This is a genomic window from Clostridioides sp. ZZV15-6598, from assembly GCF_020657705.1.
In the GTDB taxonomy this organism is placed as follows: Bacteria; Bacillota; Clostridia; order Peptostreptococcales; family Peptostreptococcaceae; genus Clostridioides; species Clostridioides difficile_F.
Window position 1 is genome coordinate 1 of the sequence record NZ_JAGWCS010000008.1, and the last position, 24231, is coordinate 24231.

The window sequence follows — 24231 nt, forward strand, 5'->3', positions numbered from 1 at the left end:
TATCTTCTATAGTTACATTCTTTGCTTCTAATACAAGATTTCTAACTTTATTAACTAACTCTTTAAAAGTCATTTAAACACCTCTCTCTTAATTTATAGTTTTATTGTATACAAATTTAAGACTATAAATATCTACAAAATATAGATAAAATGTAGGCAAAATATAAATGAATTTATATATTTTTAGAAATAGAAAAGAACCTTCTACAATGTCGGTTCTGTTCCTTCTAACATACTTAATTATTCTTCTAATGCTTGTAATCTCTTTTGTTTGTCTGTCAAATAATTGTTATATCTTTGATCACAGGTTCTTTTGTAACTGGATTTATAGACTCTATATACTGTTTACTATAATCTATACTACCAAATTCAACATCTATGAAATTTAATTCTGTTATTACATCATGCTCCAATACATCCCCTGTTGCTTCTCCTGTTTGGAGTAATATTTTTCTGTTTTGATTGTAAATTATTCTATTGCATCTTTCCATTTCATAACCTCCTTATACTATATCAACATCAAATACATACCATCTTAAAGTACTGTTAACAACTGTTACAGGAAAGTCAACTACACTATCATTACTTCCGCCAGTAATTGTAAAACTTGATTCACTAATATTTTCAAAAGAAAAATTGAAAACTATTTTTTTTACACCATTAACAGTAGCATAACCATATTGTGGGTTACTCAAATTTCCAAAAGTATCACTGTTTATCATCAGTCCATTTTTATCTTTAACAGTCATGAAACGTACTATAACCACCTTAGGAACAAAATTTAAATTAGTAGGAATTGTAATTGGGAATTTATTATCAGTTACTGTAAAAGTACCAGTTGCAAATTTAGCTCTTTGGCTTAACTGATTGGTTAGTTCTGTTATCCTATTTTGCAACTCCTCAACACTAGCATCTGAACTATCAAAAGAAGTTTTAATTTTCTCTGACAGTTCTACTAGAGGAGTCTTTAAACTTGATTCAATATTCTTTAGTGCTAATATATTTATAATAGCAGTCTTGCCATTTACTAATCCTTCTTTTATTTCACTCATTTTACTTACTATATCTCGTATACTTGCGTCATCTCCTAATGACATTATATTCTTACTTATACTTATTACTTTTTCTACTGTAGCATTAGAACTATCTGTAACAACTATTTTAAGTGTATGTAGTGCATTATCTTCTAATGTATAGTTAATTGTTTTTTTTGCTGTTAAATCTGTTGTTATAGTTTCTTTTAATATATCATCTATAAAACATTCTATTTTAGTTAATAACGTAGGGTCTGTGTGGTCAGCTTTAAATGTTACTGTAGTGGAATTATAAGAGGATATAGTTAAAAAAGGTAATGCTTGGAGTAGTGTTATTTTAGCATGGCCATCTGCTTTTGTAGTATTTCCGCCAGTAGTCATAACTATATTTTCTAGCCAATATTCAGACGTTGGTATATATCCTTGTGGTTTATAACTATCTTTAGTTAGTGCATAACCACTTCCCCCGCCTGCAACATCTCCCACATTTATACCTCCGCCGCCATACCAACCACCACCACCTCCTACGCTATAATATCCAATACCACCTTTACCAAACGAACCATGGTACTCGATAGTTTCTTGATTACTTCCACCTTGATATTGAGAACCGCCACCACTAAATCTGTTAGTGTTAGCACTAACTCCATCAGAACCTTTTTCACCACCACCATGACCGATAGAAGGATGCGAATAAGAAAAACCATCGATTGCTCCAGCTCCACCTGCAACAAGTATGCGAGAAAGTAATCCTTTAGAACTATCCCAAGTAGCACTAGGATAATAAAGTCTTATATCAGTAGCACCACCACCGTATCCAGAATAGCAATAGTCTCCTATAGTTGTTGTGCCAGCACGACCACCACCGTTAAATCCAGTTCTAGTAATATTTGAACCTTTTGGAAGTTTTTCATAACCTGATTGACCAACGCAAACAATTAAATTAGTACGGGTTTTTAATGTGATTTCACCTTTTGCATAACCACCTTTTGCGCATTCACCAAAAGAACCTGCACCTTTGCCACCACCACATGCCCCATAACATTCTAATTTATAGCGACCAGGTAACAATGAAATATTCTGCGTATAATTAGCATAATTAAATTCATAAATTGTTGCCATTTAATCCACCTCTTTCTTAATTTATAGTTTTATTGTATCTAATTTTAAAACCATAAATGTCTGCAAAATGTGGATGAAGTGTAGGCAAAATGTAAATAAATTTATATACTTTTAGAAATAGAAAAGAACCATCTATTTTGTAGGTTCTGCTCCTTCTACTATTCCACTATGCTCTATAATATAATTCTCTACTGATTTTCTGTACTCTACATTAATTACATCATCTAATTCAAAAAGTCTGTTTTTCAAAGGGTTTAACCCTCCATTAAGAATCCTCTCTCCTAATATTCTTACCACAACATTATTTATATTCATTATAGTAATCCTCCCGCTTTTTCATTTTCATTTGATAAAATTTGATTTTCTAACTCTTGTATTCTCTTTTCTTCTTCTGTTAATTCTCTTTTTAATTCTTTTATGATTGGTACATTACTAACTGCATCTATTTTTTCTATATAACAATTATCTGGTATTGATTTGAAAGGAATATCAATATAGTCTAGTTTTGATATAGTCTTTCTTGGTATAATATCCCCTTCCATTTCTCCATATATTGCGATTATTTCTCCGTCTTGGTCAAAGATTATTCTTCTTCCTATTTCCATTTTTAGACCTCCTTTTTTATTTGTATTTTATAGCGAACCAACTAACTGTTGCGTTTATACTAGTATCATTTAAATAAATTGGTGTTATAAATCCGTTTGTAAAAAATCCAACTCCATTATTGTTAGAATAAGTATCTGTGTCATATGTGAAATTTTGAAATCTAGAAATATTCTGTCTGATGCTAGGTCTGTACTGTTCATCAATGCATAGTATTAAATTAGGGCTTAAATTCATAGTAGAGTCAAAAGCAATAGTTGTGTAGTTACTATAATTATCCTTCACAAGCATGAAAACTAAATCAGGTCTAAAAGATAATGAATTAATCTCAAGGACGATATGGTTTGTTGAGTTTTCCGTTTGACCATATTGCAAGACATATCTTGATTTCAATGTAATATAATTGTTTTCGCTCTTTGCTGTTTTTATTATATTTTTTATGCTTGACACTTTATCTATTAAACTTTGCATGCTTTCAGTTTTACTTGCTGAAACATTTTTATTTGTCAAATTTGCTGCAAAAGTATTTTTTAATGTTTCTATTTTTGTTTTAGTTACATCTAATTTATCTGTTGCTACAAAAGGACTTCCTAATGCACTAACTATATTGTTTTTACCAGTTTGAAAATCAGTTTGTACACTTTGTAATGATGTCATAAGTTCCCCTAAACTATCATTATCTGTTAATTTTTCTGTCATATTCTCACCCCACTTATATCATATCTATTAAGTCATTTTCTATTGTAATACCTTTTGCTATCTGACCATTTACTTCTATTGATAATTCTTTAAATGATCCATCTGCATTATCACTTGTAAAGTTATTCTCTGCATCTTCTATAGTTACATTCTTTGCTTCTAATACAAAATTTCTAACCTTATTAACTCTTTAAAAGTTATTTAATCCTCCTTTTTCTTAATTTATGGTTTTATTGTACCTAATTTTAAAACTATAAACGTCTACAAAACGTAGAGGAAGTGTAGGCAAAATGTAAATGAATTTATATATTTTTAGAAATAAAAAAGAACCTCTCTTAAACTGTTGGTTCTACTGGTATTTCTTCTTTATTTAATAAACTTGTTAATTCTAAATATTGTTCTTCTGTAATCCTATTTACTGCATAAAATACATCTATTTTGTGTTGCAAATTCTCTTTAGTACTATAGTTCTTTTGCTCTATCATTAATTTTAATAAGTTATACATATCACTTCCTCCTATAAATTTTTATTTAATTTGATGTTTTCTACTTCAAAGGCTGTGTTTACTATCTCTGAATCTCTGTTTTTATTTTCCTCTTTTAACATACTTAATTCTTTTTCTAATGCTTGTAATCTCTTTTGTTCATCTGTCAAAACAACTTCTATATTTTTTAAAACAGGTTCTTTTGTAACTGGATTTATGGACTCTATATATTGTTTACTATAGTCTATACTTCCGTATTCAACATCTATAAAAGTTAATTCTGTTACTGCATCATGTTCTAACACATCACCTGTTGCTTCTCCTGTTTGAAGCCATATTTTGCCTGTTTGGTCGTAAATTATTCTATTATTTCTATTCATATTATCACCTCATTTTTTATTCTATAGCTGTCCAATTAAATGTTGTTCCAGCAAGGGGACTCACTTCTGCGTCTGAACCATTGTATGAAAATCCTTTAAGATATAAAACAAAATTACTTTTATTAATTTCTTCAACAGTTGCAAACACAACGCCATTAAAATTTTCATCATTAATTGTTGAAGTTGTGGGATTTGCTTTCATGAGATTTGTAAAAAATTTAAGATTGCATGACCTCGCTGAAGCATATGCAAAGCTAAAATTAATTCCACAACTAACAAAAATAATCGATGGAGTAAAAGATAAGTTCATTGGAATGGTTGTACTTCTACTTGTAATTTTGCTTTGGTCAAAAGTACCCGTAGCCCATCTTTTTCTTTGTACTAATTGAGCATTTAGCTGACTTATAGTGTTATTAGCTTGTGTTAATTTGTTTGTTAAATCCTGCAAACTAGCGTCTCCACTATCAAATGATGCCTTTATTTTCTCTGATAATTCTACTAGCGTATTATTCAAAGATGAATCTATATTTTTAAGTGCTAAAGTATTTATAATACTTGTTTTACCATTCTTAAATCCTTCTCCAATCTCTGCCAACTTAGTTGATATATCTTGTAGTGTTGCATCTGTTTGCAGTGGCATTATCTCTTTACTTATACTTAAAACTTTTTCTGCTGTTGCGTTTTCTGCATCTGTAGCAACTATTTTTAATGCGTGTATTGCATTGTCTGTAAGTTCATAGTTAATTGTTTTCTCTGCTGTTAAATCTGTTGTTATTGTTTCTTTTAATACATCATCTAAATACCACTCAATTTTACTTAAATTATTATCTGTGTCTATTGCTGTAAATGTTGCAGAAGTGGAATTATAAGAGGATATATTCAATTTAGGTTTAGTGTTGCCTTTTGTAAATGTAACAGTTTTATCTAATATCTTGCCGCCATCATCAGTGCCAATTTCAACAGTTACATTATTTACAGAATTAAGTGTTAACTTAGATAAATATTCATCAGTTAAATCTATAGTATAATTAGAATCTACTATATTATATTTTTCACTTATTACAACATCATTTAATTTTACAGTTATTTTAAATTTAATATCAGGGTTGTTATCATAAATATTATATTTTATACTACAAGCTTCACTAATCACACCTAAATCACTATTTATAGAGAGAGTAGGGTTTGGTACAACTTGAACAGTAACATTTTGATACATATGATAATCTTTTTGTATAACTTCTCGACCATCGACATAAATATAAACTTCGTATGACCCAAACTTATATGCTCCTGTTTCAGTTATTGTAAAAATTTTAGAAGTATTTAATCTATAGCGACCATAATAAGTAGAACTTATAGAATCGTAAGAATAAGGAGGCAAACAAATATCAGATGCAGAATAAACACCTTTTCTTTTTTTAATAGTTCTATAAACTTCAATATCTGCCATTTAAATCACATCCTTTCTACATTGGTATCAAATTATTATTTATACTAGATATAATACTAGTTCTATTACCTTTTACTTCTTGCATCACTTCTTTTAATGCTCCCTCTACATTGTCACTTGCAAACAAGTTATCTGTATCTTTTATACTTGTTTTATCTGCTGTTGTTTCAATGCTATCTACACTGGTTTTTACCTCATTTATTGCACTAACTATATTTGTTTTATCTGTTGTGGTAAGTTGTGTTGTATCTCCTATTTTATTGCTTAATTCTGTTTTAGCAGTTTCTATGTTGCTTGTTAATTCTGTTTTAGTTGTATTTATTTTAGTGTTTAAATCTTGTATATCTTTTAAAGTTGCTAATACAACAGTTGGGTCTATTTTTAAAATTATACTTGCTGTATTAGATACAGCTAATATAATTTTAATTAATATTTCTTTTACTGTTCCTGAATCTGGAGCAGGTTTATAAGTTTCGGGATAGCTAGATACTGCGAGAAGTTGGTCTTTAGAGTCAAACACCCCAAGCTCTCTAATTGTAAAGCTTCCAGTATCTCCAGTTATAGTTTTTTGGATAACTACCCAATTAGGATTTTTTTCGTCTGCTTGAACATGCTCTAATGTACTTTCCCAAACTACATTTTTGAGTGCTGTTTGTGTTTCTGTTGGAATATATGAACTTCCTCCACCATCTCCAGCCTTTATCTTTGCAAAGTCTACTCTAGTCCCAAGTGCTGTAGCGTTTGCTATAGCCGCCTTGCCTATTTCTGTAAGCAATGTATAATATTGTGCTTGTGCCAATTATATCACCTCCTGTTTAGGGTATAATATTACCCTTTCAGCACTTTTATTGTTTCCACTAGCTAGTATTATTTCCCCAAAACATGTTATGTCTTTAGGAGTATAAGGGTAGATTGTAACTGTTTCTCCTGTATTGGTCACTGCTCCTGCATAAAGTCCATTTTCATTATATAAAATCATTTCAAATCTGTGTTCAAGGTGCGCTGGCTTTATTTCCTCTATTTTCTTATCTAATTCTAAAATAGTGTTGTAACTGCAATTATTTGTTATAAAACTGAGTGTAAAACTAAATAGATTACTAAATACTTCTACATCAACATTAGTATTTGTGTAAGCTTCTGATATAGCTTTTATAACCTCTATTGTAGTTATTCCTCTACCCCTCATTTTTGCTTTTATATTGCTTCTTCTAGTATCGAAGTCTAACTTATAATTTATTTTTATACCTAAGAGGTTCTCCCAGTCATCAAGTCCCCAAGTTGCTGTATCTATAAAAAACTGATCCAGTAAATCATCTTTTTCATCAAGTAGTGTTAGAAGTTCATTTTCAAGTGCTTCCTGAATTTGTATGTCAATTTCATTGTTTGCAAAACTTGGTAGATAATCAATTAACTTCAATTTAACTCACCTCATTAAAAGTAACATCTGAAACAGCAGGGACTTTTTCTTCATCAACTATTATATTTTTAATATCACCATTTACAAGAAGATTTTTTATATCATGAATACCTTCTATACTTGCCAATAAACTCATTACTTTTATATAAATAATCTCTCTTGAATTTTCTATTAAATAAGAATTTATGATATCTAAAAACACAACTTTTATGGATTCAATATCATATCCACTTTCAAGTGTTAAAGTTGCACTAATAGTAATATCAAAAGTACTTGGTGTAACAATTGTAACAGTAGGTCCAATTGGTTTTTCTTCTTCTATATGTTCAGTACATTTTTGTAGTACTTCATTGTCAACTGATTGATTGTTTTGACCATAAATTAGAATCTTAATTGTACCTGGTCCATCCCAGCGAGGAATTACTTTTGCATTATAAACACCTTCAACTTCTAAGGCCCAAGACTGGTAATGTGCTTTATTTCCACTTGTGGCTTGGTTTTTCTGTATTTTATAGAACCTCTCTTTTAATTATTCATCAGTTTCTATTTCTGTTCCACCCTTTATGCCTAGTTCATTATAAATTTTAGTTACTCCATTTATTTCTTCTATAAGTTTAAATTCTGTCTTAGCTGATAAATTATACTTAATGCCAACCTCTAAAGCCTGTATAGGGCTTACATTTAACTTACTATCTTCATCTATTGTAATATCTTTAATAACTACAAATAATAAATCACTATGAGACACTATTGTTCCATTTGGTATTTGAGTTCCTACTTTGCCCTCGAATGTTACCTCACCTATTGCCTCTGTGCCTAACTTTCTATATACACCAAATTCATTGACTCTTCTATCAAGAAAATCATAAAAGTTATCTTGAATAAAAACTCTCTTATGTATATAAGAAAGTTCTATATATAACTGTGCAAGTTCTGAATTAACAGGTGAAACTATATTATAAAGAGAAGATCCTTGACCTTTATAAAGAGGTAGATTTATGTTATTTAAAGTTCTATTATTTAAGACACTAAATGATTGGTCATTATACAAAAGTAATCTCCTCCTCTCCATAAATTGTTTTTATATTTAAACTTATAGATAAATTATCATCTTTAAATTCTGTATTTGTTACATTAACCTCTAATATATATGGATTAGTTAATATTGCTTCTTGTACATACCTTTTTGCCTCACTTTCAGTAAGACCTTTAGTATACTTTTGTCCTATTAGATTCTTTATATCTGTTCCATAATCCCAAGCATATATTAAATGAACATATTTATCTGTTTTTATTGTCTTATATATCCATACTTTAATTGCTTCATTTCTTTCAACTATTTTAAAATCTCCATTTTCAATTATCTTTTCATCTTTATCAAAATCCCAAGCAAATTCTTTAAAAATAGGTAATTCTTCATTGGTTGGAGAAATATAATCTTCTGGAACACCCATAAAAGGAAATATAGAATTATCCATGTAGACTCACCAATTTACTTATAACAGCAAATTTATCATTTATTTTAAACATTATTACCATATCTCCAGCTTCAAAAGTATCCATAAAAGGATTTTTTATATTATGTTTATGCTCTTTATTTATTTCTGTATTAAAAGATTCTATTTGTCTATCAAGAATCCAGCTGTCTATTAAAAGATTTTCTTTTTCCAATAAAAGATTATTTATCTCTATCTTTAAATCTGGTAATTTATATTTAACTTTACCAATAAAAAAAGAAGGTTCATTATGAAATTTACCTTCTTGTCTCATTATTCCTATAAATTCATTAATTGGATCTGCCATGCTATCACCTCTTTTTATAAAACTCTTCTAGCTGTATTAAAATCTTTTCTATTACTTAATTTACTTATTTTAACTACATCACCTTTTTGTGGAGCATGTAAAAATTCTCCATTGCCTATATATAAACCAACATGACTAACTGGATTATGGAAAAATACCAAATCTCCTGCCTGCAAATTGTTTTTATCAACTTTCTTGCCTACTTTAGATTGTTGACTTGAAGTTCTTGGTAAATTAACATTAACCTTTTTAAAGCAATATACCATCAGTCCAGAACAGTCAAAATTACTTGGTCCATTACCGCCCCATTTGTACGGTTTTCCAAGGTGTCTTCTTACCTCAGCTATAACAGTTTTTGCTCTTTCTGTTACATTTCCAGCATAACCACCAATGATAATCTTTCCTTTTCTTCTTCCGAAGTTATTGGCCTCTTCAACATTTCCAAATAAAATATCTATATGGTATGTGCCATCTTTTTCTATAATTATTGCAGGGCCATTATCATTTACTTTATACGTTCCATCTCGATTTGAAACACCTGTAACTAACTGTATTTCATCTCCATATCTCATAAGAGGATGTTTATTTAGGAAATCTTTTGTATAGTAAGATTTTTCATATGCTCCAACCATAGGAGCCGCACATGTTTTTTTAGATGGTTCAAGTTTTTTACCTCTACAATCTTTATCTCCACCCTCAGATTTTCTAGGACAATAAGCAGTAAATTCAGCAGGGTATTCTGTTCCTCCAGTATACTCTGAACCATCTTCTTTTTGTTCATCTTGACCAGCAGATTTCTCATCCATTATATTCTCAAAATTAAGTTCTAATTCAATTTGATAATCTCCATTTTGCCATGTATGTTTATCTGTATCTATATAAAAAAGACCAATTAACTTCGTATATGAGTCTTTTACTTTTACACCTCTGCCAGTTACACAACTTATATCACCATATTCTTTTAGAGAGCAAGTCTTTTCGAGTCCTTTAAACTCGCTTTCTATATCTATGGTGCTATTTTCTTGTTGCTGTATTACCTTTTGCATAATTACCCCAACATCTTTAAATATAGAGTCATTTATCTTCTCACTAATCTTATTACCATACTGATCAACAACTAGTACTTTATTTTTTACATTCTCCATACTCTCTGAAAAACTAGTATTAATAAGATTAAAACCTTCTTCAAATGTTATATTTAAAGTAACTACACCCTTTTCAATGACATTAAATTTATCAATATTAGACTCTATCATATACTTTTTTTTAGTTGTTTTGCTTGCTTCTGTATAGATGCTCATTATAGTATCATAGCCAGTTACACCAATAAACATTTTTGTATATTTAACGTTGGTTCTAGGCAAATTACCTAGTGGGAGTTTATTGTCTACAAAAACCTGCTTTGCAATATCTTCAACTAATTTATCTTTAAAGTTATATGATACTTCGCTTTGTAAAAGTAAAAAACCCATATCTTTTGCAGTGAAATCAATCATGTTATTACTTGAGTCTAAAGATTTATCTATTATTATCCCTCTAAAAAGTTCTTTATCATTAACATAAAAACAAACTGTACTTGCTACTGGAATATCTATTTGTCTAAAATTAATATCACTTGCAGATTGGACTATAGAAAATTCTAAAGTTCTTGATGGTGATCTATAATCACCAGACCAAGTGCATTTATCTACTAAATCAGTTACATTATATATATTTCCATTTTTTATATGAACTTGTATTTTGATTTTATTAATTATAAATCACCACCATTTTAAGGGATTATTAATATCCAACCATTTTTTATTACAGATGGATCTTTAATTTTATCTTCATTTGCTTTATAAATCTTTTCCCATAAGTCTCCATTGCCATAATATTTTTTAGCTATCTTAAAAAGAGTATCACCTTCAACAACCTTATGTGTTTTTTGCTTAGTATCAAATCCTTTTGTTAGTGGAAAGTTCTTTTCAGAAGATAATTTTTCATCATTATTAATGTTTACTTTGGATATTTGTATCCTCCTATATTCTTTTAGACTTAAGGTAAAATAAACATCTCTTGAATAATCTTGTTCTCTATAGTTAAAATCTGCAATTATACATTCAAAATTTATATTTGTTTCTGTAATGATAAATCTTAATATATATCCTTCTCTCATCCAACTTTCTATTAAATTTACACAATCATATGGTTTTGGAAATCCATTATAATTACAAAAACTATATTCTTGATTAGGGAAAAAAGAGGATAGTTCTATAGTTTTAAGCCCTAACCCTCCAAATACTGCAATATCTCCAACACTTAAAATATTAGATGTATTTATTGTTGCACTTCCATTTATCTCAAAAGAAGATGGAATAACAGGAAATCTAAAGGTATTATTTGCTTGTCTTAACCATATCTCCATCAAATTCCTCCTAAAACAAAAGACACTTATTTGAATAAGTGTCTTTTGAAATATCATTTATTATCTTTAAATAAGAAATTAAATTTATAATACCCCTCCAGCATTTGCGATAGATATTTTTCTATTTATTTTCTTTACTATCTTATCTATGTCAGCTTCTTCTCTTACAATTATTGTATCAGCCAATTTATCAAGAAATAAACTTCCATTTGAATTATTCCTTTTGTATTGATTAGCTTCTTGTTTAGTCAGAAGTCTTTCTCCTTCATGTGCTCTAATCAGATAATCATTTTTAGGAACTCTGTTTATACCAAATGCACCTCTTGTATTAGTTCCAGCAGCATCGGCACCTTTTCCAACTTGCAAGCTAGGACCATTTTTAAATATTTCTATTGTTCCCTTAATTGGATGTTTAAAAAATTCTTTAAGTTTATTCCAAGTTTCCTTTACTCCTTTAACTTTATCTTTAAAAAATGAGTCAGCAAGATCTATTACAGGTTCGAGTATCCCACTAACTAAATCAACAAGTCCATTCCATATAGACTTTACTATACCTACCCCACCATCAAATATTTGTTTAAGTCCATCCATAGTTTGATCAGCATTTCCTGTTATAAGTCCCATTACAACATTTACAATTCCAGATATAAAAGATATGATTCCGTTTATAATTCCAGAAACAGTTGTTATTATTGCAGTTAATGTATTTAAAAACCATATAAATGCTAAAATTATTCCTCCAACAACACCAGCTATTGCTATTCCTATGGCTGGTAATAATTGCTGTCCTATTTGTGATAGGAAAGGCATAAATCCTTGAAACCAAGCTTTAACAGGGGCAAGTGCTTGACCTAAGTTTTGAAATGCTAACTTTATACCATCAGTAGACTTTTTAATATTGTCCATTGGTTGGCTTACTTGGTCTGCTGTATCTCCAACTTGTTTAGCTGGAGTGAAAAAATCAGTAATTGCTTTTTTAACCTTATCAAAACACTCTTTCAAATTATCTAAATGAGGTTTTAAAGGTTCAAATGCTTTTACTAGAGTATCTATATTTGTTTTAATGTTTCCAGCTAATATATCCTTTAATTCATTAAATTTATCTTTTATTGAAGTTATTGACTCTTTAAATTTATTCTTAAAATTTACTCCAGAATCCTCTAAAACCTTTAGTGCAGGCTTAACATCATTTAATATTTTATTTTGTAACTCTGTAAATTTAGATTTTCCAGATTCAACTCCTTGACTTATAGAATCTGTCATAGGTTTAATAAAAGTTTTAAAATCACTAAATGAACCCTTTAGATTTGCTACTGTTTGTTTTAATCCTCCTGTGTTTGGTGTAGATTTTCCAGCTGCATCTGCTGCTTTACTTCCTGGGATATTTATATTTGTCTTTGTAGCAATTTTAGCAGTTGCCTCTATTGGATTTTCTAATGTTGTTCTTAAATCCCTCCACTTATCTGTAAGCCATTTAGCTTTATCTTTGAATAAACTGTCAGCTATATCAGCTATAGCTTGTATAGGAGCAGTTACAAAATCTATGAATCCTTTCCAAATTGATTTTATAATTTTAGTTCCACCATCAAATATTTGCTTAACTCCATTCATCATCTTTTTACTATCGCCTGTGACAATACCCTATAATTAAATCAAATATTCCATTTAATACACCAGTTATAGTATCAACCACAGATTTAAAGGCAGTTGCTAGAGTAGATAAAACTACAACTAACTTTGCTATATGAAAACCTATTACACCAATTAAAACAGGTCCTAGTACCTTCATTATTACACTTCCTAAGTTTAAAATAGATGCAAATAGTGGACCAAATGCTGATAACAACTCTTTAAATTTCTCTCCTAGCTGTTTAAGTGCAGGCATACAAAAATTTACTATAGGCTTTGCGAATTCTGTAAATGATTTTACTAATGAATTAACCTTATTTCTAAATACTTCAGATTTAGCATAAGCAACAGTAAATGCTACTGACAGTGCAATTACAGCTGTTATAGTCCATCCTATAGGACCCATTACGGATAAAAATACTGCACTTAATGGTTTCATACCAATCATAAAAGCTCTGAAAGCAACTTTTGCTCTTAGTATTATTGGAACGAAGAAACCAAAGACTCCTATAACCTTTGAAACAATTAAAGATACTGCACCTATAGTTAATAAAAGCACTCCAAATGCTCCAAACGAAAGCATTACATTAGTTATAACTCTTTTTATTGGTTCACTTAGATTATTGAACCAAACTGTCATTTTAGTTAAATTATCAACTACAGATGCTATTGCTGGCTTTAGTTGGTAGTAAATAGTAATTCCAGTTTCTTCAAGGGCTGATTTTAAGGTCGCAAGTCCACCCTTAGTATTATCCTTCATTACATCAGACATTGTTTTTAAGGCACCCTTTGAATTATCTATTTTTTTCTTTAAGCTATCATACTCATTTCCAACCCCATCAAGTAACTTTTGTAACGTTTTTAATTGAGTTTTTCCTCCTATGGATGCTAAGTAATAATTTTTCTGTTTATCAGTCATATCTTTTGTTTTATTTGCAACTTCTTTAAGTACATTTGACATACCTTTAAATTTACCCTGGTTATCAAATGCACTTACACCTAGTTTTTTCATTGCTTTACCTGCTTGGCCTGCACCTGTTGTAAGATTTATCATGATTGAGTTTAAAGCATGACCTGCATCTGTGCCCTTAACTCCTCTATTTGCAAGTATACCCATGATAGCAGTTGCCTCAGATAACGGAACTTTTAAATTACTAAATGTACCACCTGCAACATTAAAAGCTTCCATTAACTGTTGTATATTTGTATTCGATTTAGTAGATGCATTTGCAACTTTATCTAAATACTCACTTAATCCAGCACCAGCTAGTACTTTGCCACTTTTACTGAACTTATCAACCTCTAAACACATAGAACTCATACTATCAGTTACTAAGTCTGATGCTAGACCAAGGTCCATAGAGGCTGCCTCTGATAAGTTAAGTACTGGCATTAAAGCATGCATTGACTTTTGAACATCCCATCCAGCAAGCCCCATATACTGAAGTGCATTAGCAGAATCAGCAGCAGTTTTAGTTGTAGCTTTTCCAGCATCCCTAGCCGCCTTAGACATCGCTTCAAAATCTCCTGGTTTTAGAGAATTTCCAAATGTAGCCTTAACTTGAGACATAGCACTTTCGAATTCTGTTCCAACTTTAGTTGCTGCTGCAAATGCACCACCAACTCCAGCAGTAATAAGACCTCCTGCTTTTAAAGCACTGGTTCCAACACTTTTTAAATTACTTTGGACATTATTTAATGATCTTGATGCTTGGGAAGATGAATCATGTAGAGCTCTAGTATTTGCTGCTACTCTCCTTAAGGTTGAACTTGCTTCATCTCTCATTTTTATTATTGCTTGTAGGACTTTTGTATTAGAACTCATATACTAAAACAACCTCCCAGCACCAGATTTTATTTCTTCTCTTTTTTCATCCAGCTCTTGATCTATAAAAACACTAACAATTTCTTTTTCACCTCTTAGCATACGATAAGAAACGGATGGCATTATACCTTTGTACTTAAATAATAAGTACATTAAGTTAACTTCTCCATCCGTTTTAATTAGTTTTTTATTTCTTTATTTTTTTCCTTCTGTCTTTTTTTATCTCCCTCAGCATCTATTCCATTTACTTTATTAACTTCTTCATATAATTTATCTATTTCTCCGCTAAGTAGTAGCTTTTTAACCAGTTCTTTAGGTGTAATTGCACTAAATTTTTTAACTAATTCCATATTGCTAAATATTGAGCATGATTCTAATATTGTATTTACTTTAAGTTCATATATGTTAATGTTTTCTACATCTCCGCTATTAACATTCATTGAGTTCATTCTTATTTCGTCAAAACGTTCTGGATCAATAGCCTTGCACTCTATCTCTAAAGCATCATCTAGTTTTTTACAATATAATTCAAATGCGCTAGATGGCATTTTCAATTTACCTGCATCCATATTTAATAATTTTTCTACTGTATTCATATAATAAAATCCTCCTATTTTTCTTTTATTTTATCTAAGTATTCAAAGCCTTCAAATGTGAATGGTACTTCTATTTCTCCAACTTTCGCAGCTTCCCAATCAGCCAAAGTTAAGTCGTCAAACATACATCCATAAAGTGCAATTCTTTCAGAACCATATGAATCTGGATCTTGCAATTTACTTATTATAGTTACTTTAAACTCTTTACCTTCATTTAACATTTTTTCGACATACTCGCCAAATAAGGTACTTATCTTATAAAGAGTTATAGATCCTTTTCCAGTTGCACCAATCATTTTATATGTGGTCATTATTTGACCACATAATTTTATTTCTTCTTTATCTATATCAACCTTGGCTTCCATCCCTTTTGTTGATGTAAGCTGATTATTATCTAGCCAACACTCTCCAAAAGTACCAGATATTATTCTTTTTGCATCTATTTTAGCTTTCAAATTTTAACCTCCAAACTACATAGAGATGTCTAAATATACATCTTCCATTGCATCTATTAATTTAATTCTTGCTTTTAAAAATACAAGCGTGTCAGTATTGTATTCTTTTATCTGTTGTTCTTCCATATTAGATATATCTATATTTTGTTTTTTTAGCCATGCTCTTTGAGCATCTAAATTAATTTCTACAGTTGAACCTTCATCAATTAAACCTTCTTTTTCTAATTCTTGAAGATATAATTGTATTGCAACAATAAGTAAACACTTATTATCATAAGTGTTTGGTGTTTTTCCTATATAATTTTTTACAATTATCTTTTTAATATCATTGTGGATTTGATCTAGTGTATCAACTAGCTTAATCTTTTTGAATATATCACCTTTTGAATCAGTAGTTGTTGTAAAGGATGTAACTCCTCTAGCGATTACTATAGCTCCACTTTCTTTTATCAAAATTAACTCTCCATTATTTATCCTTGTATTTGCTTCAACTCTTGTTAATTTAGGTATATTAGTAACTTCTGGTATTTCTGCATATGTTACAGATTGAGTTGATGGAGTTCCTGCAATAAAACCTGCTATTCTTGGTAGAAATTCATTTGAAGTATATTTTTTACCTTCTACTTCAATGTCAGTTGCTGTAAAGTTTATTATACCTTCATAATCTGCTGAATTACTTGCAGTAATAGCTTTAACCTTTATTTTATTATCTTCCCTCATTTTATTAATCCATGCCTTAATTTTAGGTAAATCTCCTTCTTCCTCATCTGGCATACAAAGATAATTAAACTCACAAGTTTCAAGAAAATCTAGTGCATCATCTATTAATTCATCTGTATCTAATGTATAAACTAATATTTTGTTTGGAGGATACACATTTCCCTTCATAGCCATTTTTATATAATCTAAATTAACAGCAGAATAATTTTCTGGAATATCCTCTATTTCTTTTATCTCAACTAACCCTATATTCTTTGTATCTTTTAAAATAAGTGCTACAATACCTCCAGAACGTTTAACAAAAGTTTTTCCTGCCTGGATAAAAGAAATATTAATTTCTGGTAAACCCATTTAATCACTTCCTATCTTTAAATCTACACTTTTCATTGTTTCATATGTTTCTTTACTAAAGTAAATCTCTTCAAAATAAGATACAGTCATTAGAAAAGTTAGTTTATACCCTATAGGATCTTTTACAATTGATGGAGATATATTTTCTATAGTTAAACTCCTATCTTTAACTCTAATGTTTCTATTAAATATTTTTTCTAATCTACTTTGTATGTCATATAGATTTAATTTATTTTTTCTAGCCTTTTGGTAATATTCAATATCTATGAATATCTTTTTAACATCTAAAATGTTATTTGCAATATTATTAGAAATAGGTAAAAGTTGCACAAAAAAACAAGCCTCCTTAAAGCCTTGTATATTATCCTCATTAATAAAAATATCTATATTCATAAACTCATTTTCTATTCTTTCATTAACTGCTATTATAATGTCTTTGTTTGTAAGCAACTAATCACCTACCAATCAAATAAATTTGCTTTTGCACTTGTCATATTTTCTTTTGTTTTTTCAATTCCCTTTTCAACCATAAAAGAACCAGGAACAATGCCACCATTTTTAGTTGCATGGCCATCATTTACTAAAGTTGCATATTCAACCTTGTCTTCAACAATATAAGTATCATATTCTGGTTGACTTTCTTCCCATCCATTTTTTAACTTTTCAGTTCTCACAAGTGTTTCATCTCTTATATTTTCTGCTAATTCCTTGCCAGTTTTATTTGTAAACTTCTTAATTTTTCTATTAAAATTTGATGCATTTAACTTTAAATCTAAGGCTAATGCTTCAAAAACTCCTAAATTATCTATTCCCATTATATTCTCTCCAATTCTGTAATAGGTATTTCCATATGGCTTTGATATATATTTGCCTTAGAAACCTTAAATACAGCTTCTTCTCCGTGATTATAGGTTGCATTTATAGTATCACCTATTTTTATATCTACTTCTGGTCTGCAAAATAGCTTTCTATTTACGACTATAGCTCCAATATCGCCACTTACAAGGGCTTCTTCTTTCCTTGAAATTGCACAAGGGATATTTTCAGCTATAACAACATTACTAAAATCATTAGAATATGTTTCTTCATTCCAGCCTTTTGACTTTCTGATGATAGTCATTTTATCAAAATATGTCATTTCTAATATATCTGCCTCTGTCACTTAATCACCTCTTAGTACATACTAACAATGCAAAACGGACTAAGAAACTTTTTATCAACATCAGTTAAAAAAGATGATGAACTTATCTTATTTATATAAAGAATTATTAATTTGTCATACCTATCATTTTCTATTCCTAAAACTAACTTAATGTTATCAAGCATTGTGCTCATCTAATATTTCAACTAATTCTTCTTTAGTTTTAGTTGAATATCCCTTTATATTCTTACCTTTAGCAATTTCCATAAGTTCTGGTTTAGATAGATTAAATAAATCATTAGAGATTGGTTTAATTTTTTCGATTTTTTCTTCTTTTCTCTCAATATTCTCTTCAGTCACTTCTTCTAAATATATTTTAAATCCCTTTGATACTAGATTATTACTTTCATATTCATTATTAGCAAGTCTAATAACATTACCTTTTTTTAATACAAACATTTATTTCACCTCTACTCTTGAGCAGTTTTTGCTTGTTTTACACATGCTCTACAAAGTTTTATTGGTTCATCTAATAACCATAAATCATGATACTTTCTATAATCTATTTTATAAGCATCAGCTGATTGATTTTGATCTGGAGTAAATATTCTTGGTTTATCTGTCTTAGATATTGCAATTGGAGCAGATGATGGAGTTATTAACCAGTTTATATCTAGTGCTTTTGGTCCTTCTTTAAAACCTCCTGCTGTCTGACCAGATGTTTTTCCATCCATGAATATATATTCTGTTTTCATTCTTTTTGATGGAACTTTTATTATAGGTACATTGTCTATAGATTTTACAATTCTTTTTATATCCCCATCACCAAATTCAATATCATCAAGTTGAGTAGACTGTTCTAATATACTTGCTACTATACTAGACATACTAATGATAAGAGGTATATTGATGCTATCTGATATTTTAATTCACTTAAAATACTTGCAGCAGAGGCTTCGTAAGAATATTTTACACGTTCATCAGCCTTAGAAACTTCTGAAAATATTTTTGAGTATCTATATGCATCTATTTCTGGTATAACATGTTGTTTTTGGAATAATCCCATTACAGAAGATGCGTTTACAACGAAGTTCGTTTCATTTACATCCATCGAATCAAGCATAAACTCTCTACTTCTATCCATTTCCATTCTTCTAGTCTCATACTCAAGTGTTATTGCCCCTGGAGCATATCCTTTAGATCTATCATAATCTCCTAAACCATCCATAGAAACTTTAGGAATCTTTACTTCTCTACCTCCATCATATATAACTTGACCAGAGTTTCTTTCCATCCATCCAGTAGTTGAACCTACCACTATTTGTGAATCTAATTCTTGTTGAAAAAGCGTTACATATTGTAATACATTAGCCATTTATAAAATCATCCTCCTTTTATTTTAGAAACTATTTAATCCTTGTTTTATCTGATTTCTAATCTCTGATAATTCATTAATACCTTCTTTTCCAGGTGGTGTGTATGAACCATCTTTAATCCTTTCATCTACTCCAGATTGGATATATTTTTTCATTGAGTTTTCAAATATATCTATATTTGCAATTGTTTTTTCATCATCATCAGATAGTAGATATTCAATTAAGTTTGTAGGTATTTTCTTTTCAACTAAAATATCCTTATATTTAGAAATCATTTCTGTATGTCTTTTTTCTTTCTCTAATCTATCTAGTTTTTCATTTAATTCTCTTATAGCCTTTTGCTCATCTGTTTCATTTGTAGAAGTTCTTTTTAGAACCTCAGCATTTATCAGTGTTTGCATATCATTTTTCTTGAAATGCTCTAACCTTTCACTATAATAGTTATTGTTTTCTTTATCCATAAAAGACTTAAAGTTTGAATCACTTAAAATTAAGGCTTTAAACTCATCTATTGTAGGACTTTTAGGTTCTTTTGCCTTAAACAATTCTAACTTCTCTAATAAAGAATCTATCTCTGATTCATCTTCTATATTTTGTAATAGTTCTATCATTTCTCTTTTCTGCATAATCTTCTCCTTTTTATAAATTTGGGCATAGTAAATACACATATCAAATCAATCTGTGTTAGATAACAGGTATATATTCACATCTACAAAAACAATGTTGTGGTAATGATGGTCTTGGTTCATTTACATAGAATGTCAAACCATTATAAATACTACAATCACTACATGTATGGGAATCTAAATCAGCACAATACATTACTTTTATAATACCTTGTGTTTTGAAAAAATACTCATTTACTTCACTTTGGCACCTAGATACTTCATATTCTACTAATCTCCTTGTCTGACTTGCTCCAGTTGAATACTTATCTCTTATTGCTTTTTCTATCTTATTTACAGAAGTTTTTCCATTTAGAAAACTCTTTATTTCTTTTTTTAATGACTCTTCTATTCCTTTTTTATTTTTCCAAATCCTGTCACTCCAATGTTTCCCATCAACCTTATTATTCACTATCTTATTTATAACTTTATTGTTCATATTACTAATATCTTTTATCTTCAGTATTACTCCTAATAAAATTATCAAATTTGAATATTTATTCTTAGATGAATCAGATAAAATAGTTTCTATATCCTTGACTTCTTCATCATAATTATTAGAATACTCATTTATAATTTTATTAAGTTTTGACCTTAGATTTTTCTTATCTTTATTATTAATATTTAAGTATTCATTAATAATATCGTGTGTTAGCAATATCTTTGCTATTTCTAATAGAAGTTTATCCCTATTTTCTCTTTGATACTTATAAAATGGTTTTATCCTATTTTCAGCAGATTTATATATATCTTCAGTCAATTTAGTTATAATCTTTTGATTCATCTAATAAAATTTCTCCCTCCGAAACTATTTCCTGCTCTTTTTTAGCCTTTTCCATTTCAGCATGGGGATTATCAATGAAACTTAGTTGAGATAATCCAGTTTCAGTAGATAATTTATCTCCAAGTTGGCTTAATATATTTGCTACAACTAAATCATCACGTGGTATCTTAGGGGTGAATTTAGCCTTAATATCTTTATAATCATAGTCAAAACCATATTTTTTATTAAGCCAAATGCATAATAATTTGTACCTATTAAATAAAGTATCTGCAATACTATCATTATTTTGGCTACAAATCCACTCTGTACTGATTAATCTTGCTATAACTGCTAGACTTGATGTATTACTTTGCATTTTTTCATTGTGATTTATATGAGATGTAATTTCATACATATTTTCTTTTATTGAAGATAGTGTATTTTGAACAAATGTATCATTCATATCTTTAATAAGCCACTCTATTTTCCCATCTCCATTAACTTGAAGTATTCCAAGTTCCTTCATCCTTGGCAAATCATCTTCTTTAATATTACATCCAGAGAATGTTAAATAAGCATTTCTAAAATCACTAATTTCATTACTTATATCACTTAAATTAGTTTCATAAGCATCTTGTAACCCTTTTATATCATTAAATATTGTATTTTTTCCTAGTTCTTCACTTCTTTTGCAAATTGATATCGGAATATTACCATCAAATATATTATTTACTGTAGGATTTTCTATCTCTTTAAAGTTTGAATCAAAATGATAGATGTATTCTTTATCATATACATCTATATAAATATCATCTTTAAAATCCTTTTTAAATTCTCTTAAAAAATAGATGGTCTCTCCATCTTCATTTTCATAATGGCAGCCATCTGTTGGTTTTATTATTCTTACTTTCATTTCATTATTTTTTACATAGTAAAGTTCATAGCAAAATCCAAATAGTAGTGTATATCTCAATAAATCTGAGTCATGCTTTTTACTCCAATGGCAAGTATAGTATTCTAAATCATTTATAATCTTCTCATCACCCAATCTACTTGTATAGGTAATCTTATTTGCAAGAGAATAAGCGACTTCTTCATTAATAAATTTTTTTAAGAAATTAGTGTTTATCTTATTATTAGACCTCTTGGTAACCATTTTATAGTTACTAATAGCATCCGTTTCACCTTTATAATACTTATACATAGTGTTGTATTCTTGCTTTTTTAAACTCCAGTCATCATATATTTCTTTCAATAAACTTAAAGCTATTTCCACTTAATGTATCACCTCCATACAATCAAAGACCTAAATTTCTTCTATCTAATAGTGTAATACTTTCATTTACTTTAATATTAAAAATCCTATTTATAAATTCTGCTGATATATCTGGAGCATCATCATGTAGAGAGTATTTTTGTCCTGTAAAATCAAGGATTTGTTGTATAAATTCCTTATCTTCTTCTGCAAAAATCATTTGACCTTTATTTAAAACAGGTATTAAGGTAGAGATTTTATCATCTTTATTTTTCTTTTGGTGCTCATTAATGATTTCTATATCTCTGTAGTAAAGAACATCATCATCTTTTATTTTAAGTTCTAATTGATTAGCATCTGCACCATTAAAGGTATTTTTTTCTATATAAACATGTGTTATATCTGGATACACTTTTAATAGATAAATCATATGGTCTATATATTTATCAAAATCAGTTCTAGCATTTATTTTGGCTAGTTCTGCCAATCTTCCATATAGTAAACCATTTTCTGATTCACTTCCAACAAGAAAAGCACTATAGTCATGTTTAGACCCACCTGCAGATGCTGGGTCACATAATAGCATTGTCTTTTTGAATGTATGAGTTTCTATACATTCTCTAGATTCGGTTCTGATTGTTTTAAACCATTTCTCACCTATTGAATTTACATCATTTTGGACCTCTTGTTTAAAAGATGTTGGATTTTCATAGTAACTTAGAGCCATATCTAAAGAGTCCCAAAAACTTGGCCATAATATAGGGAATTTCATTTCTTTTTTATTTTCCCAGTAAAATTCTTTAGCATCTTCAAGATGATTTGTGTTTTTGAAATCAAATAAGATCTCTTTGAACTTAAGCCATAATCCAGAATTAAATAATTCATCTACATTATCAACTAAAACTCCTTTTTCACATTTAAACTTCCAAGTTGGTAAATTTTTTAGTCTACTATAGAAACATTCTTTATGTTGCAAGGTTCCTAATGCTATAAAGGTTGTTCCTCTTTTTATAGTTTTACCATTTCTGATAACTGGTTTTTGTGCAGCATACTTTACATCATCAGAAAATCTTTTAAATTTTTTCTCTCTAGCATCTTCTGTTCTAACATTTTCTTCTGATTGATAATCATCAAGTATGATAAGATCTGGATGGTTATTATTGTATTTTCTTCCTCTCATTGGTGATGAAGATGATATTGCTTCAATAAAAGTTTTATTTGTTAGCTCTAGTTGAGTACTATTACAAATGTATTTTCTATCATTATCATTTAAAAGAACTCCAAATGCTTTTTTAATATACTCATTTTCAAGTAATGCATTTTTTATATCCTTTACGAATTTTTCTGCTGTAGATCCTATATCAGAGCAAATTAAAGTATATGTCTTATGTTTATAACAATGTGACCATACAGTTGTCGCTAAATCTCCAAATGCACTTTTACCTGTCCCTCTTGGATAAATTCTCCCTAATTGCTGTGAACCATCTCCAATTATAGATTCTTGTATGTCTTCCCATAACTCATGATGAACTTTAGCTATAGGAGCAGCAGCATTATCTTCTTTTGGTAAATATGTGTCTTGCATAAAATACATACAGAAAAATTCTAGATTTATCTTTCCAAGTTGATAAGCAAGCCCATTAACTCCCCAAAGATTGTTTGAATTAGCTTTTATAATCTCATTTGCTTCTTTTTCAGCATCTTTTATAGATGCTCCATTTCTTATAAAAGTCTTTGCTAGATAACTAAATATTAATTGTATATTTCTTTCTAAATTATCCACTCGTATTTACTTCCTCTTACTTCTTCTATTTTTTTAGGTTCAGCGAGCAATGCAATTAATAAAATAAGCAATGTAAATTTTTCTTTAATAAAATCACCCTCTTTGAAATACATCTCTGGTTTTTAAATTTTGCTAGAAAATTTCTAGAACTCATTTTCTATAAAAAATACTTTTTACGAAATAGAAGGATACCCCCCTATACTGAAAAACAGTTATTTACAATTATTTCAGACATAATTAAAGGGCATAATTCTATGAATTTGCCCCAC

The 24231-nt window shown here is 29.3% G+C and carries 31 protein-coding genes and 2 pseudogenes; all 33 read right to left on the reverse strand.

Annotated elements, in window-relative coordinates; translation table 11 throughout:
- Positions 1 to 240 precede the first annotated feature (240 nt).
- The 33 genes and pseudogenes from KGF50_RS02585 to KGF50_RS22275 all read right to left on the reverse strand — a co-directional run bounded on the left by KGF50_RS02585 (position 241) and on the right by KGF50_RS22275 (position 24075).
- Positions 241 to 491 (reverse strand): annotated as a pseudogene (locus KGF50_RS02585) (hypothetical protein).
- A gap of 12 nt (positions 492 to 503) precedes the next feature.
- Positions 504 to 2156: a glycine rich domain-containing protein gene (locus KGF50_RS02590; RefSeq protein ID WP_227846680.1), complete on the reverse strand. Its 1653-nt coding sequence runs from the start codon at positions 2154 to 2156 to the stop codon at positions 504 to 506.
- A 132-nt stretch (positions 2157 to 2288) separates the two neighbouring features.
- Positions 2289 to 2471, reverse strand: coding sequence for a hypothetical protein (locus KGF50_RS02595; RefSeq protein WP_227846681.1), 183 nt, complete (start codon positions 2469 to 2471; stop codon positions 2289 to 2291).
- Positions 2471 to 2761, reverse strand: coding sequence for a hypothetical protein (locus KGF50_RS02600; protein WP_227846682.1), 291 nt, complete (start codon positions 2759 to 2761; stop codon positions 2471 to 2473). The genes KGF50_RS02595 and KGF50_RS02600 overlap by 1 nt, the downstream gene beginning before the upstream one ends.
- Positions 2762 to 2777: 16 nt before the next feature.
- Complete coding sequence (locus tag KGF50_RS02605) at positions 2778 to 3458, reverse strand: hypothetical protein (RefSeq protein WP_227846683.1); 681 nt, start codon at positions 3456 to 3458, stop codon at positions 2778 to 2780.
- A 335-nt stretch (positions 3459 to 3793) separates the two neighbouring features.
- Positions 3794 to 3964, reverse strand: coding sequence for a hypothetical protein (locus tag KGF50_RS02610; RefSeq protein WP_227846684.1), 171 nt, complete (start codon positions 3962 to 3964; stop codon positions 3794 to 3796).
- Positions 3965 to 3975: 11 nt separating this feature from the next.
- Entirely contained in the window at positions 3976 to 4323 is a 348-nt protein-coding gene (locus KGF50_RS02615) for a hypothetical protein (RefSeq protein WP_227846685.1), read from the reverse strand.
- A 16-nt stretch (positions 4324 to 4339) separates the two neighbouring features.
- Positions 4340 to 5776 (reverse strand): hypothetical protein, encoded by a 1437-nt coding sequence (locus KGF50_RS02620; RefSeq protein ID WP_227846686.1) that lies wholly within the window; start codon positions 5774 to 5776, stop codon positions 4340 to 4342.
- 16 nt (positions 5777 to 5792) lie between these two features.
- Positions 5793 to 6575, reverse strand: a complete 783-nt coding sequence (locus tag KGF50_RS02625) for a phage tail protein (RefSeq protein ID WP_227846687.1) — start codon at positions 6573 to 6575, stop codon at positions 5793 to 5795.
- Positions 6576 to 7193, reverse strand: a complete 618-nt coding sequence (locus KGF50_RS02630; RefSeq protein WP_227846688.1) for a putative phage tail protein — start codon at positions 7191 to 7193, stop codon at positions 6576 to 6578.
- 1 nt (position 7194) lies between these two features.
- Positions 7195 to 8244: pseudogene (locus tag KGF50_RS02635) on the reverse strand (baseplate J/gp47 family protein).
- Positions 8237 to 8671, reverse strand: coding sequence for a DUF2634 domain-containing protein (locus KGF50_RS02640; RefSeq protein WP_227846689.1), 435 nt, complete (start codon positions 8669 to 8671; stop codon positions 8237 to 8239). Before KGF50_RS02640 ends, KGF50_RS02635 begins: the two are co-directional and overlap by 8 nt.
- Entirely contained in the window at positions 8664 to 8996 is a 333-nt protein-coding gene (locus tag KGF50_RS02645; protein WP_227846690.1) for a DUF2577 family protein, read from the reverse strand. The genes KGF50_RS02640 and KGF50_RS02645 overlap by 8 nt, the downstream gene beginning before the upstream one ends.
- A 14-nt stretch (positions 8997 to 9010) precedes the next feature.
- The gene (locus KGF50_RS02650) at positions 9011 to 10492 is read right to left on the reverse strand and encodes an NlpC/P60 family protein (protein WP_227846691.1); all 1482 of its coding nucleotides are present in this window, start codon (positions 10490 to 10492) and stop codon (positions 9011 to 9013) included.
- 275 nt (positions 10493 to 10767) lie between these two features.
- Positions 10768 to 11403, reverse strand: a complete 636-nt coding sequence (locus KGF50_RS02655; RefSeq protein ID WP_227846692.1) for a LysM peptidoglycan-binding domain-containing protein — start codon at positions 11401 to 11403, stop codon at positions 10768 to 10770.
- Between the two features lie 84 nt (positions 11404 to 11487).
- Complete coding sequence (locus tag KGF50_RS02660; protein ID WP_227846693.1) at positions 11488 to 13014, reverse strand: hypothetical protein; 1527 nt, start codon at positions 13012 to 13014, stop codon at positions 11488 to 11490.
- Between the two features lie 10 nt (positions 13015 to 13024).
- Entirely contained in the window at positions 13025 to 14857 is a 1833-nt protein-coding gene (locus tag KGF50_RS02665) for a phage tail tape measure protein (RefSeq protein ID WP_227846694.1), read from the reverse strand.
- Positions 14858 to 14860: 3 nt separating this feature from the next.
- Positions 14861 to 15010 (reverse strand): hypothetical protein, encoded by a 150-nt coding sequence (locus KGF50_RS02670; protein WP_227846695.1) that lies wholly within the window; start codon positions 15008 to 15010, stop codon positions 14861 to 14863.
- 26 nt (positions 15011 to 15036) lie between these two features.
- A complete protein-coding gene (locus KGF50_RS02675; RefSeq protein WP_227846696.1) occupies positions 15037 to 15453 on the reverse strand; it encodes a phage tail assembly chaperone in 417 nt (138 codons plus the stop codon).
- Positions 15454 to 15467: 14 nt separating this feature from the next.
- Positions 15468 to 15908: a phage tail tube protein gene (locus tag KGF50_RS02680; RefSeq protein ID WP_227846697.1), complete on the reverse strand. Its 441-nt coding sequence runs from the start codon at positions 15906 to 15908 to the stop codon at positions 15468 to 15470.
- Positions 15909 to 15923: 15 nt separating this feature from the next.
- Positions 15924 to 16979, reverse strand: coding sequence for a phage tail sheath subtilisin-like domain-containing protein (locus KGF50_RS02685; protein WP_227846698.1), 1056 nt, complete (start codon positions 16977 to 16979; stop codon positions 15924 to 15926).
- The gene (locus KGF50_RS02690; protein ID WP_227846699.1) at positions 16980 to 17429 is read right to left on the reverse strand and encodes a DUF6838 family protein; all 450 of its coding nucleotides are present in this window, start codon (positions 17427 to 17429) and stop codon (positions 16980 to 16982) included.
- 8 nt (positions 17430 to 17437) lie between these two features.
- Positions 17438 to 17794, reverse strand: coding sequence for an HK97 gp10 family phage protein (locus tag KGF50_RS02695; protein WP_227846700.1), 357 nt, complete (start codon positions 17792 to 17794; stop codon positions 17438 to 17440).
- Positions 17794 to 18141 carry a hypothetical protein gene (locus KGF50_RS02700; RefSeq protein ID WP_227846701.1) on the reverse strand — a complete coding sequence of 116 codons (348 nt, stop codon included), beginning with the start codon at positions 18139 to 18141 and terminating at the stop codon, positions 17794 to 17796. Before KGF50_RS02700 ends, KGF50_RS02695 begins: the two co-directional genes overlap by 1 nt.
- A gap of 11 nt (positions 18142 to 18152) precedes the next feature.
- Positions 18153 to 18314, reverse strand: coding sequence for a phage head-tail connector protein (locus tag KGF50_RS02705; protein WP_227846702.1), 162 nt, complete (start codon positions 18312 to 18314; stop codon positions 18153 to 18155).
- A complete protein-coding gene (locus KGF50_RS02710) occupies positions 18298 to 18579 on the reverse strand; it encodes a Rho termination factor N-terminal domain-containing protein (RefSeq protein WP_227846703.1) in 282 nt (93 codons plus the stop codon). The genes KGF50_RS02705 and KGF50_RS02710 overlap by 17 nt, the downstream gene beginning before the upstream one ends.
- 11 nt (positions 18580 to 18590) lie before the next feature.
- On the reverse strand, positions 18591 to 19007 hold the full coding sequence (locus KGF50_RS22505) for a hypothetical protein (protein WP_413926774.1): 417 nt from the start codon (positions 19005 to 19007) through the stop codon (positions 18591 to 18593).
- The gene (locus KGF50_RS22510; RefSeq protein ID WP_413926775.1) at positions 18995 to 19495 is read right to left on the reverse strand and encodes a hypothetical protein; all 501 of its coding nucleotides are present in this window, start codon (positions 19493 to 19495) and stop codon (positions 18995 to 18997) included. Before KGF50_RS22510 ends, KGF50_RS22505 begins: the two co-directional genes overlap by 13 nt.
- Before the next feature lie 24 nt (positions 19496 to 19519).
- Positions 19520 to 20122 carry a DUF4355 domain-containing protein gene (locus tag KGF50_RS02720; protein ID WP_227846704.1) on the reverse strand — a complete coding sequence of 201 codons (603 nt, stop codon included), beginning with the start codon at positions 20120 to 20122 and terminating at the stop codon, positions 19520 to 19522.
- Positions 20123 to 20180: 58 nt separating this feature from the next.
- Positions 20181 to 20945, reverse strand: coding sequence for a minor capsid protein (locus tag KGF50_RS02725; RefSeq protein ID WP_227846705.1), 765 nt, complete (start codon positions 20943 to 20945; stop codon positions 20181 to 20183).
- Positions 20923 to 22200 (reverse strand): phage portal protein, encoded by a 1278-nt coding sequence (locus KGF50_RS02730; protein WP_227846706.1) that lies wholly within the window; start codon positions 22198 to 22200, stop codon positions 20923 to 20925. Before KGF50_RS02730 ends, KGF50_RS02725 begins: the two co-directional genes overlap by 23 nt.
- 22 nt (positions 22201 to 22222) lie before the next feature.
- Positions 22223 to 23962, reverse strand: a complete 1740-nt coding sequence (locus KGF50_RS02735) for a hypothetical protein (RefSeq protein ID WP_227846707.1) — start codon at positions 23960 to 23962, stop codon at positions 22223 to 22225.
- On the reverse strand, positions 23950 to 24075 hold the full coding sequence (locus KGF50_RS22275; RefSeq protein ID WP_255654715.1) for a hypothetical protein: 126 nt from the start codon (positions 24073 to 24075) through the stop codon (positions 23950 to 23952). Before KGF50_RS22275 ends, KGF50_RS02735 begins: the two co-directional genes overlap by 13 nt.
- Positions 24076 to 24231: the final 156 nt, after the last annotated feature.